Genomic DNA, 12,138 nt, shown 5'->3' with positions numbered 1-12,138 from the left:
ATGAGCAGCAAGAAGATCGAAACGGTCGAGCTGGGCACCGGCGGCCCGCGGGTCGGGGTTCAGGGCCTGGGCTGTATGGGCATGAGCTTCGCCTACGGTCCGACGGACGCCGACGAGGCGCGGGCCACGCTGGAGCGGGCGCTGGAGCTGGGCGTCACGCTCTACGACACCGCCGACATGTACGGGGTGGGGGAGAACGAGAAGTTCCTCGCCCCGTTCCTCCGGGCGCACCGCGACGAGGTCGTGCTCGCCACCAAGTTCGCGATAACCGCCGACCCCGAGGACCCGACGAAGCGGATCATCCGCAACGACCCGGCCTACATCCGCCAGTCGGTCGAGGGCAGCCTGCGGCGCCTGGGAATTGACGAGATCGATCTGTACTACATGCACCGGCGCAACCCCGACGTCCCGATCGAGGAGTCGGTCGGTGCCATGGCCGAGTTGGTGGCCGAGGGCAAGGTCAAGCACCTGGGGCTGAGCGAGGTGACCGGCCCCGAGCTGCGCGCGGCGCAGGCCGTGCACCCGATCGCGGCGCTGCAGTCCGAGTGGTCGCTGTTCAGCCGGGACATCGAGCGGAGCGTGGTGGCGACCGCCGCCGAGCTCGGCGTCGGCGTCGTCCCGTACTCCCCGCTCGGCCGGGGCTTCCTCACCGGCGCGTTCGTCAGCGCCGACAAGGAGCTGACCGCGGACGACTTCCGCCGCACCCAGCCCCGCTTCACCGGCGACAACGCGGCCGCCAACGCCGCGCTGCTGGAGCCGGTCCGCAGCATCGCCGAGGCGCACGGCGCCACGCCCGGCCAGATCGCCCTGGCCTGGGTGCAGCACCAGGCAGCAGTGCGCGGTCTGGCCGTCGTACCGATCCCCGGCACCCGTAAGCGCAGCCGCATCGAGGAGAACGCCGCGGCGACCGGGATCCGGCTGACCGCGCAGGATCTGGCGCTGCTGGAGCCGATCGCCGGCAAGGTCGCGGGGGCGCGGTACGCGGACATGTCGCACACCTCGGCCGGGCGGGAGTAGGCGTTCCGCGGGGGCCGGAGCGGCTCGCCGGCCCCCGCGGAACCCGTACCACGGCGGGGAGTTACGCGTTAGGCGAGCCCCAGCGCGAAGACCGCGAACCCGGCGGCCAGCAGCGCCGCCGCGGTGCGGCGGGCCCGGGTGACACCCGTCCAGGGAGCCTCGAAGCGGCGGGTGGTGCGGGCGATCAGGAACAGTACGGCGGCGAAGACCGGCAGCCAGGCGAGCCGGGCGAGCAGCCAGCCGACGGTGTCGGGCGCCACGGTCAGCCCGGGCACCGGCCCCAGGAACGACGCGGGCACCGCCGCCGTCAGCATCGCCGTCTGGTGCCAGCACAGGATCGTCATCGCGGAGAGGTTGACGACCACGACCGGCGCCCACAGGGCGGGCCGGCGCAGGAGCCGGGCGAGCCGGTCCCGCAGCAGGATCGCGGCACCGGACTGGGCCGCGGCCAGCGCCAGGACCAGCAGCGACGGCGGGTGGGAGTTCGTACGGTCCTGGCCGGGGACGCCGACCATGCTCGCCGGGTAGTGGAAGAACAGCAGCAGCGCGGCGAACAGCACGGCACCGCCGAGCAGCAGCGCCGCGGCGGCGCGCCGGCCGAGCCGCCGCTCGCCCCAGCAGACCCCGAGCTGATAGGCGAACAGCCAGCCGGGCAGGATGTTGAGCAGGCTCAGCCACGAGGGCATGGCGTCGGCGAACGGCCCGTAGCGCAGGAAGTCCACCCCGGCCACCGCCACCACCAGCGGCGCCGCCGCCCAGGCGCCCATCCGCCGCGCGGCGCGCACGCAGTACGGCGTCAGCGCGGTGGTCCCCGCGTACACCGCGACGAACCACAGCGGCTGGATCACCAGCGTCGCCCCGGTCCGCAGCGTCGCCTCCGGCACCCCCAGCCCGTACAGGAGCAGCAACAGCGCCGCCCATACGGCGGTCACCCCGACGACCGGGCGGCCCAGCCGGACGAGCCGGCCGCGCAGCCAGCTGCCCACCGGCGTGCCCCGGCCCCGGGCACGCCGGTAGGAGAGCACCGACGCATGGCCGCCGACCAGGAAGAAGATGCCGAGCATCTGGAGTACCCAACTGGCGGGCGCGAGCAGGCCGAAGGCGGTCAGCGGACTGGCGTTGTGCAGTGCGCCGCGGGCGTCCAGGGTGAAGCCGCCCAGCAGCCAGTGGCCGGTGGGCACGGCGAGCAACGCCAGCGCGCGCAGACCGTCGATCGCACGGTCGCGGTCCGCGGGCGTACGGTCCTCGATCCTGCGGGCCGTCCGCCGGGCGGCGGATCTGAGCGGGGCGAGAGAGGCGGTGTCCATGAGGCGTCCTTGGGTTCTTCCGTCGCGGAATCGTCGGTCGTTCAGTCCTTGGGGCAGGTGCGTGCGTGGTGCGGGTGCGGGGCTTGTGCGGTCATGAACGGCGGTGCGTCCAGGGCTCGTTGGCAGGAGGCGGCAGGAGGGCGGGTGGCGGAGGTCAGCGGTCGGCGTCAGTGCACCGCGTCGTAGCGGCCCAGCACGACGGCCGAGACGTTGTGGAGGGAGTCCGTACCGGGCGCGAGATAGCCGGTGTGCCCTACGGCCCGCACGGCGGGGAGCCGGCGGGCGCCGAAGGCGGGATCGGTGGGGTCGGTGCCGTGGCCCAGGCCCAGGAATTCGACGTGCGGGAGGTCACCGATCCAGTCGGAGGCGTCCCGCCCCGCCCAGACCCGGGCCGAGGTGCGCAGCTGCGCCACGCTGTCCCGGCGCATACCGGGGGAGCCGAGGACGATCAGGTCGGCGAGGCCGCCACCGCCCAGCCGCGGAACGGCCAGCCCGCAGACCACCGAGCCGTAGCTGTGGCACAGCACCGCCGGGGGCCGGGCGCCGACCGCGGCCAGCCCGGACAGCAGGCGGGCCAGCCGCAGCGCCCCGGCCTCGGCGAGCCGCCCGGTCGCGGCGTCCGGGCCGAGCCCGACCGGTGTGGTGTACCCCGCCCAGGCGATGACCGCGGTACGGCTCCCGGGTGCATCGGCGGCCATCTGGGCGCGCAGCGACCTGGCCATGCCGGTCGGCGTGCCGTACGGGTCCGTCGCCCGGTCGAAGGACATCAGATCGATGTCCGAGCCCGGCACGATCACGGCGGTGTGCTCGGCGGTGGCCAAGTCGCCGTGTACTTCGGCCACTTGGCCCCGGCCGCGCGGGTCGAAGGCGAGGATGCGGCGGCCGGGTGCGAGCAGCGCGGTGTAGCGGCGGGCCACGGCCCTGTCCTGCCGGTGGTCCTGGAGGGTGCCGGCCGGGTCGTCGGCGCGGGCCAGCCGGCGGTCCCGTTCCGCCGCCAGGGCACGGGAGTTGGCCTCGTACCGCAGCGCGACGGGCGCACCGTCGAGATTGCCGACGGTGAGCGGATGCCGGTCCACCAGCTCCTGCCGCCGGCCGTCGGTCAGCGCGGCGAAGAAGCGGGCGACCTCGGCGGGGGTCGCGGTCGCCGGGTCCGGCAGCCGGACGCCGAGCGAGTGGTCGGCCCGCCAGGCGGCCGCGCCGGGCGCCGGACCGGTGACCGCGGTCTGTGCGCTGCCGGCCGCCCAGCCGCCGGTGCCGGCGGCCATGACCACGGCGAGCGCGACGCCGACGAGCGTGCGCCTGCTGCGTCGGGCGGCGCTGCGCAACCTGGACATGTGGGTCTCCCTCCCGTTGGTGGCGGAGGGAAACGTAGGAAGGGGGTGGATGACGCGGCGTCACACCGCGGGGCCAACTCCCGGGTGATACCGGGGTAGGGGGTCCGGCCCGCTCCTCGTCCGAAAGGAGGAGGGCGGAAGAGGCGGGGACGGGGCCGTGGGGGCGCCCGGCCCCGGCTACCGCTCGGCTACCGCTCCCCGGGCGCGACCAGCCCCGACTCGTACGCGAAGATCACGGCCTGTGCGCGGTCGCGCAGCGCCAACTTGGCGAGCACCCGGCCGATATGGGTCTTCACGGTCTGCTCCGCGAGGATCAGCGCCTCGGCGATCTCCTGGTTCGACAGCCCGCGGGCGATCAGCTCCAGGACCTCCGTCTCGCGCGGGGTCAGACCGTTCAACCGCAGCGCGGCGCGGTCCGTACGGGGCGCCGGCCGCTGCCGGGCGAAATCGGCGATCAGCCGCCGGGTCACGGACGGCGCGAGCAGCGCCTCACCGGCCGCCACCACCCGGACCGCGGAGATCAGATCGGCCGGCGGCGCGTCCTTGAGCAGGAACCCGGACGCACCCGCGCGCAGCGCCTCGTAGACGTAGTCGTCGACATCGAAGGTGGTCAGCATCAGCACCTTCGGCCGGTGGGTGGCCCCGACCGGCGGATCGAGCAGCTGACGGGCCGCCTCCAGCCCGTCCATCTCCGGCATCCGGACGTCCATCAGCACGACGTCCGGGTGCGCCCGGCGGCTCAGCGCCACGCCCTGCACCCCGTCCGGCGCGTCACCCACCACATCGATGTCGCTCTGCGCGGCGAGCAGCGCGGCGAAGCCCGCCCGCACCATGGCCTGGTCGTCGACGATGATCACGCGCGTGGTCACAGGGAACCGGAATCCTTCGTGGGGAGGGGCGACGCCGGGGCGGCCGGCGGCGCGAGCGGAAGCTGGGCGGCGACCCGGAAGCCGCCGTCGGGCAGCGGCCCGGTGTCGAGCGACCCGTCCACCAGCCGCACCCGCTCCCGCATCCCGACCAGGCCGTGGCCGGTGCCGCCGGTCTCCAGGGGCGCGGACGGCGTGGCGGGCGCGGGCGGCGCGGAGTTGACGACCAGGACGGTGAGCCGGGTGCCGTCCGCCGTCGTCCGCAGCGACACCCGGGTCCGGGCGCCCGGCGCGTGCCGTACGACGTTGGCCAGCGCCTCCTGGACGATGCGGTACGCCGACAGATCCACCGCCGGTTCGAGCTCCGCGGTCTCCTCGGGCAGCGCCAACTCGACCGGCACACCGGCCCGTACGGTCCCCTCGACCAGCTTCGGCAGCATGCCGATCCCGGGTTGCGGGGCCTTCTCCGGGCCGCCTTGCCGCTCCGTCTCCTCGCTGCGCAGCACCCCGAGCAGCCGGCGCATCTCGGCCAACGACTCGCGGGCGGTCGCCGCGATCGCCCCGAACTCGTCCTCGGCCGCCTTCGGGATCCCGCTGATGCGGTACGGGGCGCTGTCGGCCTGGACCGTGATCACCGACATGTGGTGGGCGACGACATCGTGCAGCTCACGGGCGATCCGGGTGCGTTCCTCCAGCAGGGTCCGACGGGCACGCTCGGCCTCGCTGATGGTCTCCTGCTCGATCAACTTCCGCTGGGCGTCGCCCCGTTCGCGCAGGGTGGCGCCCATCAGCAGCATCACGCCGGAGAGCACGAACAGCAGCACCCAGGTGTTCTGGACGTGCGCGGGGGCGGCAACCTCGGAGAGGATGCCCGCCGCACCGGTCGTCAGCCAGACGGCGATCAGCGTGCGGCGGCGCTCGCGCAGCGACAGCGCCAGCATCAGCGCGAGATAGCCGACGATCACCGGGGGCGGCCACGGCCAGGCACGGCCCGCGACGCCGTCGAGCCCGGTGAGCGCCACGGCGCAGACCACGTCCGCCGCGAAGATCACCCACCAGGCCTGCAGCGGCCGGGCGACCGCGAGCAGCAGGGACGCGCTCTGTGCGGTGGCCAGCGCGCCGGCCAGTCCGCCGGCCATGCCGTAGTCGTTGGCGAGGACGGTGACGGTCGTGGGCAGCAGCGACACCGCGAACCCGAAGGCGAGGAGGTACGGCAGCCGGCGCAGCCAGGGGTTCTGGACCGCGGCGAACAGCGGGGTGCCGGGCTCGGTCGGGGTGCCCAGCTCGACGGCGAGCAGGCGCAGCGCCTGCCGTACGGCGCGCAGCGCCCGGCCCCGGAACGGCTCGGGCGCGGGGCCCTGGGCGGGCTCGGGCGCGGGGCCGTCGGCGGACTCGGGCGCGGAAGAAGGGGGAGGGTGTCCGGTCATGACGCCCTCCATCCAAGCGGACCGCGATGGCCGCGGCCTCCTCCCTGGGGCCGGACCTGGGCAGTACCCAGGGAGGAGTTCGAGCGCCGGAAGGCCGTCGTCCGCCCGGTGGGCGCGAACGTGACGACGCGGCCTGGAGGCGCTCGGTCGGTCAAGGAGCCGCCGCAGTGGCGACCCGCTGTGCTTCGTCGTGCACCAGGGAGGTCAGCTTGGCGGGCGTCAGTTGGGCGGGACGGACGGGAAGGGGGCGGCCGTTGATCTGGACGACGGGTGCCTCGCCCAGGCCCGCAGCGGCGAACTCGGACTGTGACTGCGCCACCCAGCCGTTTCGCTGGCCGCGGTCGACACACAGGGTGAACGCGTCGTGATTGATCTTCCCGGCCTTCTTCGCCAGGCCCATCAGGAGATTCCGGTCCTTGAACGCGTCGTTGGCGGGAGCCGGCTGGTGCTGCCACACCTGGTCCATGAACTGGGGGAACCGCCCCTGGTCCTCGGCACAGGCGGCCGCCGCGGCCGCTTCCTTCGCACCGCTCCCGCCGTACTGCTTGTCGCTCTGTGTGACGAGGCGGTAGTTGATCTGGAGCTGGCCGGACGCGAGGAGGTGGGAGAACGTGGTCGCGTACCGCTGGGCGAACGCACGGGACTGCGGGCTGCGCGGGTCCTCGTACACCGTGAGCGTCACCGGGACGGTCGGTCGCACCGGCAGATCGAGCTTCGTGCCGCCGCCCGACCCCACCGCGTACTTCGGCGCCTCCACCGCGGATGCCTCGTTGGCGCGTACGACTTGGCCGACCGCCGCGGCCACCCCGCAGACCACCGCGAGGCCCACGGCGGTGACCCCGTAAAGGCGCCAGTTCCTCCGTGGCGCGCCGGGGCCCTTTCGCGTCGCCTTGCCTTCTTGTCCGTCCATCCCCGCAGAGGCCAAAACGTGGACCCTTTCCTCAGGTCGATCGACGTGCTCGGCTGGGGGCGCCGTTCGCACCGCCGGGGTCGTGAGCAGCACCCATCGCGCCGATGGGGCACTGCTTCGGCATCCGTTCCACAGTGCCAGGAGCAGCTCTCGCGCCGGCCCGGAAGGGCGCGCGGAGGTGCAACGGACCCGACGGAGCGAGGCACACGCAGCCCCTGCGACCTGCCTTACCTGTCCGCACCCCCCGCGGTGGAACAGCTAGAGCTCCGCCAGCAGCTCGGCCTTCTTCGTGCTGAACTCGTCGTCGGTCAGCAGGCCGGCGCCGTGCAGTTCGCCGAGGTGCCGGATGCGGTCCGCGATGTCGGCCGGGTCCCGGCGGGCGTCCCCGGTCCGGCGGCGCACCGGTTCGCCGTCCGGCGTCTCCTGCGCCGGATCGGCGGCGCGGACGGCCTGCAGCACCGAGGCCGCGAACGGCAGCGACTCGTGTACGGGGCCGTATCCCAGCCCGAACACCACGGCGGCCGGATCCTGGTCCGCCTCGTCGGCCCCGCCGTCCCGGGCGCCGCGCGCCAGGAGCCGCAGATAGCCGTTGAGGATCTCCGGGGACCGCCACTCGATCCCGGCCAACTCGCCGACGGGGAAGGTCTGGTCGCCGCATTTCCACTTCGCCGAGGACGCACCGGTCCAGAACCAGCGGAAGGCGACCGCCCGCCCGTCGAAGGAGGCCTTGCCGTCGTATGCCTTGAAGTGCAGCGGGGGCTCCGGCGCGGCCACCAGATGGCGCTCGGCGGGCTCCTTCGCCTCGGGGCCGAGCGCCGTGCGCAGCTCGTCGGCGTAATACTCGGCCAAGGTCTGGCGCTCGGCCGGCAGCACCAGCCGATACGGATCGCAGTCGTCCTTGAGCTGCCCGTTCGCCGCCTCCATCAACGGATCGGCGCCGTGCCGCGGCACGGCGTGCAGCACTACCGTGCCGCGTCTGCCCTCGGTCACCTCGACAGCGCTCAGCGCCTCGTACGGAATGCGTCGCTCGCCGAGCGCCTGGAACAGCTTCGGCCTGCGGATCCCCCGTTCGAAGCGGATGAGTACGGAGTCGGTGTCGAACTCCCAGACGGCGTGAAAACCGGCCAGCACATCACCCATGTGGCTCATCGTATGCGGGCGGTCGCCCGCCCGTCCCCCTTCCGGACACCTCAAGGGGGCCCGCCGGAGCTACGCGCGTCACTCCGGCCACCCGCTCCTTCCCTGCCTCATGGACGTCACCCGTGCCGGGCGCGGTTCCCGCAGGTACGGCCCGTCCCCGGGCGCCGGGCCGTACCTGCGGCCGCTGGTCGTTCGGCGGTGCGGCCCTCAGACCGTGGCACCGCACTGCGGGTCGGCGGAGGCGCAGTCGACGGTGCCGGTGTCACCGACGCCGACCAGCGCGAAGTTCTTCAGGCTGCGGGTGCCGGGCTCGAAGTAGCCGGCGTGGCCGACGGCGCCGTCGGCCGACAGGATCCGCGCGCCGAAGGACGGATCGACCGGGTCCGCGCCGTGGCCGAGCCCGCCGACCTCCAGATTCGGCACGTCCTGGATCCAGTCGTCGGAGTCCCGCATCGCCCAGACCCGGGCGCGGGTGCCCAGCCCGGCGAGGCTCTGGGCCCGCATGCCCGGACTGCCGGCCACCGCGATGTCCTTGACGTTCGACGGCAGGGTGCGGGCCGCGACGCCGCACACCACGGAGCCGTAGCTGTGGCAGAACAGCGAGACAGAGTCGGACGACGGCAGCGCGTCCACCAGGGCGCGCAGCCGCACCGCGCCGGCCCCGGCCAGCTGCCCGGTGGCGGCCTCGACGCCGACGCCCGACGGCGAGGTGTAGTCGGCCCAGGCGATCACGGCCGTACGGGCGCCCGGGCGGGCCTCCCGCTCGGCGCCGTAGAGGGCGCGGCCCATGCCGACGGGGGCCGTGGTGGCCCGTGCGGTGCGCTCGAAGGTCGACAGGTTGGTGTCCACACCGGGCACCACGACCGAGACCCGGTCCGCCTTCGTGAGGTTCCCGAAGACCTCGGCGGCCCGTCCGCCGTCGGCCGGGTCGAAGGCCAGGATCTGCCGGCCGGGGCTCATCAGCGATTCGAGCCGGTGCATCAGCTGGCCCGCTGTCTGGCGGCCGACGGGGGTGAGCCGGGGGTCGCTCATCCGGCGTTTCTCGACGCGGCGGGCGTCGTCGATGGCCTTCCGGTTGGCGTCGTAGCGCAGCTGTGCGGGGGCGCCGCCCATGTTGCCGACGACCAGCGGATAGCGGGTGGCGAGCTGCTGCCTCTCGGCGCGGCTGAGGGGCGCGAAGAAGGCCCGGACCGCGTTCGGCGGACCGTTGGGGTCGGGCAGCGGGCGCCCGAGGAAGGTGGCGTGCTGCCAGGCGGCCTTGGCGGTGGCCAGCGGGTCGGCGTCGTCCTTGGTACCTCTGATGGCGGTCCAGCCGGTCATCGCAAGCATCACGAACACCACCACCAGGGCGAGTGAGGCGCGCCAGGCGGTGGACTGCAGAAAACCGGAGGAGGGGCCGAGGCCCGGGAAGGAAGTCACCGCGAGCCACCCTAGGAGAAGCGGAAGCATGCCTGCGGTGGCCGTGAGTGATCTCACGTTTCACAGTGGGTATTTCGACCAAACCGGACACGAGCGGTCCGTTTCCGGTGCTCAGTCGTGCAGAGGTGGTCTCAGGGGGCCACGAGGGTCGATCGCGCAGCGCGGGGCGGTCGTTACGGGGAGTGGGGATGCGCTCCGCCCGCCGCCGGCAGCGGGCTCACCGCGACGACGACTACGACTACGCCTACGACGACTAGGGCTACGACTGGGCCCGCGTCCGCCAGTCGCCCTCGATCGCCGGCCCGATGTGATCCAGGTAGGACATGGTCAGCTCGCGGATCGACGACACGCTCCAGTCCTCGCCCTCGCTCCAGACCTTGCCCGCGGCCCGCATCACCCCACTGAACGCGGCCACCAGCACCCGCGGCCGCGGGTCGACGTCCACATCGAGCCGCTCACGCCGGGCGATCAGCCGCGCCAGCTGCGCCTCCAGCTCGACGGAACGCCGGAGATGGGCGGCGACCAGCGCGGGCGTCGACTCGATCATCTGGTACGTGCGCATGTACAGCTCCACCGGGATCACCGACTCGATGGCGCTGCCGATGTCGTCCCAGGCCACCGTCACGGCGCTGCGCAGGGCGGTCAGCGGGGCCTCCGCCGCGGGCCGGGCGCTCAGTTCGTCCAGGAAGCGGGCCTCGACCATCTCCTGGACCGCGAACGTGACGTCCTCCTTGTTCGCGAAGTAGCGGAAGAACGTCCGCTGCGAGACGTCCACCGCCTCGGCGATCTCGTCGACGGTCGTCGCCTCGTACCCCTGCTCCGTGAACAGTTCGAGCGCCGCCCGGATCAGGGCGTCGTGGGTGCGCTGCTTCTTGCGTTCCCGCAGGCCGCCTGCGGGTGCCGAGTGCGGCGTCGGGGTGGCCATCCTGCGCCGCCTTTCCCTGGTGTTCTCGCTGTTCAGATTACCTGTGAGCGAGGTGACAGTCACCGACTCATGAATTGCTTTGTCAACTGTCAGTGGCTGTCATTAACCTCGTCGTATGAGCTCTCAGACCCCGGTTGCCCACGCCGCGCCGGAACTTCCCGTACCGGAGCCCCCCAGGGGGCTGCGAGGCCATCCGTGGCTGACTCTCTTCTCCGTCGCCATCGGCGTCATGATGGTCGCCCTGGACGGCACGATCGTCGCCATCGCCAACCCGGCCATCAAGCAGGACCTCGGCGCCTCGCTCGCCGACGTGCAGTGGATCACCAACGGCTACATGCTCGCCCTGGCCGTCGCGCTGATCACGGCGGGCAAGCTCGGTGACCGCTTCGGCCACCGCCAGACCTTCCTCATCGGCATCCTCGGCTTCGCCGCCGCCTCCGGTGCCATCGGGTTCTCCCACGAGGTCGCGCTGGTCATCATCTTCCGTGTATTGCAAGGCCTGTTCGGCGCGCTGCTGATGCCGGCCGCGCTGGGCCTGCTGCGCGCCACGTTCCCGGCCGAGAAGCTCAATATGGCGATCGGCATCTGGGGCATGGTCATCGGCGCCTCCACCGCCGGCGGCCCGATAGTCGGCGGACTGCTGGTCGAGCACGTCAGCTGGCAGTCCGTGTTCTTCATCAACGTCCCGGTCGGCGTGCTGGCCCTGGTGCTCGGCCTGGTGATCCTCAAGGACCACCGCGCGGAGAACGCCCCTCGCTCGTTCGACCTCCCGGGCATCGTGCTGCTCTCCGGAGCGATGTTCTGCCTGATCTGGCCGCTGATCAAGGCCTCGGACTGGGGCTGGGGCGACGCCAAGACCTGGGGTTTCCTGATCGGTGCCGTGGTCCTCTTCGCCCTGTTCGCCGTCCTGGAGACCAAGGTCCGCGAACCGCTCATCCCGCTGCGGATGTTCCGCTCGGTGCCGTTGACCGCGGGCACGGTCCTGATGGTGCTGATGGCTTTCGCCTTCATGGGCGGCCTGTTCTTCGTGACGTTCTACCTGCAGAACGTGCACGGCATGACCCCCGTGGACAGCGGACTGCACCTGCTGCCGCTCACCGGCATGATGATCGTCGGCTCGCCGCTCGCCGGTGCCCTGATCACCAAGCTCGGCCCGCGCCTGCCGCTGGTCGGCGGCATGGTCCTCACCGCCGTCGCCACATACGGCATGTCCGGCCTGGACGCCGACAGCGGCACCGGCCCGATGTCCCTCTGGTTCGCGCTGCTCGGCCTGGGTCTCGCGCCCGTCATGGTCGGCGCCACCGAGGTCATCGTCGGCAACGCCCCGCTGGAGCTCTCCGGTGTCGCCGGCGGTCTCCAGCAAGCCGCGATGCAGGTCGGCGGCAGCCTCGGCACGGCCGTGCTCGGCGCGGTGATGGCCTCCCGCGTCGACCAGGATCTCCCCGACAAGTGGGCGGCGGCGGGCCTCCCGCCGGTCCCGCCCGCCAAGGCGTCGCAGCTGTCCGACGCGGTGTCGGCCGGCATCGCGCCGGTCCCCAAGGGCACTCCGCCGCAGCTGGCCGAGAAGATCACTTCCGTCGCCCACGAGACCTTCGTGTCCGGCATGGGCCTGGCCTTCACGGTCGCCTGCGGCGTGTCGGTCGTCGCGGCCCTCGTCGCCGTCTTCACCAAGCGCGGCGCGAACGCCGAGGCGGGCGCCGGGGTCGGCCACATCTGACCGGCGCCCGGGGCCGGGAGCCGTACGGTCCTGGCGCCCTCGCCCTCGCGAACCCGCACCACATCCCACCGGCGCG

General features: G+C 73.0%; 10 protein-coding genes. 2 read left to right on the top strand and 8 right to left on the bottom strand.

Features of this window, described 5'->3' with window-relative positions:
- The gene (locus EST92_RS14080; RefSeq protein ID WP_129281274.1) at positions 1–1,017 is read left to right on the top strand and encodes an aldo/keto reductase; all 1,017 of its coding nucleotides are present in this window, start codon (positions 1–3) and stop codon (positions 1,015–1,017) included.
- 68 nt (positions 1,018–1,085) lie between these two features.
- Here the strand turns inward: EST92_RS14080 and EST92_RS14075 are convergent, their stop codons facing one another.
- The 8 genes from EST92_RS14075 to EST92_RS14040 all read right to left on the bottom strand — a co-directional run bounded on the left by EST92_RS14075 (position 1,086) and on the right by EST92_RS14040 (position 10,345).
- Positions 1,086–2,324: an acyltransferase family protein gene (locus EST92_RS14075; RefSeq protein WP_129281273.1), complete on the bottom strand. Its 1,239-nt coding sequence runs from the start codon at positions 2,322–2,324 to the stop codon at positions 1,086–1,088.
- Positions 2,325–2,491: 167 nt separating this feature from the next.
- On the bottom strand, positions 2,492–3,658 hold the full coding sequence (locus EST92_RS14070; protein WP_129281272.1) for an alpha/beta hydrolase: 1,167 nt from the start codon (positions 3,656–3,658) through the stop codon (positions 2,492–2,494).
- A gap of 188 nt (positions 3,659–3,846) precedes the next feature.
- Positions 3,847–4,527, bottom strand: a complete 681-nt coding sequence (locus EST92_RS14065) for a response regulator transcription factor (RefSeq protein WP_129281271.1) — start codon at positions 4,525–4,527, stop codon at positions 3,847–3,849.
- Positions 4,524–5,951 carry a sensor histidine kinase gene (locus EST92_RS14060; protein ID WP_129281270.1) on the bottom strand — a complete coding sequence of 476 codons (1,428 nt, stop codon included), beginning with the start codon at positions 5,949–5,951 and terminating at the stop codon, positions 4,524–4,526. Before EST92_RS14060 ends, EST92_RS14065 begins: the two co-directional genes overlap by 4 nt.
- 151 nt (positions 5,952–6,102) lie before the next feature.
- Positions 6,103–6,861, bottom strand: a complete 759-nt coding sequence (locus EST92_RS14055; protein ID WP_254068807.1) for a thioredoxin domain-containing protein — start codon at positions 6,859–6,861, stop codon at positions 6,103–6,105.
- A gap of 258 nt (positions 6,862–7,119) precedes the next feature.
- The gene (locus EST92_RS14050; RefSeq protein WP_129281269.1) at positions 7,120–8,001 is read right to left on the bottom strand and encodes a DUF4429 domain-containing protein; all 882 of its coding nucleotides are present in this window, start codon (positions 7,999–8,001) and stop codon (positions 7,120–7,122) included.
- A gap of 207 nt (positions 8,002–8,208) precedes the next feature.
- A complete protein-coding gene (locus EST92_RS14045) occupies positions 8,209–9,420 on the bottom strand; it encodes an alpha/beta hydrolase (protein WP_129281268.1) in 1,212 nt (403 codons plus the stop codon).
- A gap of 259 nt (positions 9,421–9,679) precedes the next feature.
- Positions 9,680–10,345 carry a TetR family transcriptional regulator gene (locus EST92_RS14040; protein WP_129281267.1) on the bottom strand — a complete coding sequence of 222 codons (666 nt, stop codon included), beginning with the start codon at positions 10,343–10,345 and terminating at the stop codon, positions 9,680–9,682.
- A 115-nt stretch (positions 10,346–10,460) separates the two neighbouring features.
- Between EST92_RS14040 and EST92_RS14035 the strand changes: the two genes are divergently transcribed.
- The gene (locus tag EST92_RS14035; protein WP_129281266.1) at positions 10,461–12,062 is read left to right on the top strand and encodes an MFS transporter; all 1,602 of its coding nucleotides are present in this window, start codon (positions 10,461–10,463) and stop codon (positions 12,060–12,062) included.
- Positions 12,063–12,138: the final 76 nt, after the last annotated feature.

The sequence above is a fragment of the Streptomyces sp. TM32 genome (assembly GCF_004122755.1).
Classification (GTDB): Bacteria; Actinomycetota; Actinomycetes; order Streptomycetales; family Streptomycetaceae; genus Streptomyces; species Streptomyces sioyaensis.
This window is presented reverse-complemented; position numbering and strand designations above follow the sequence as displayed.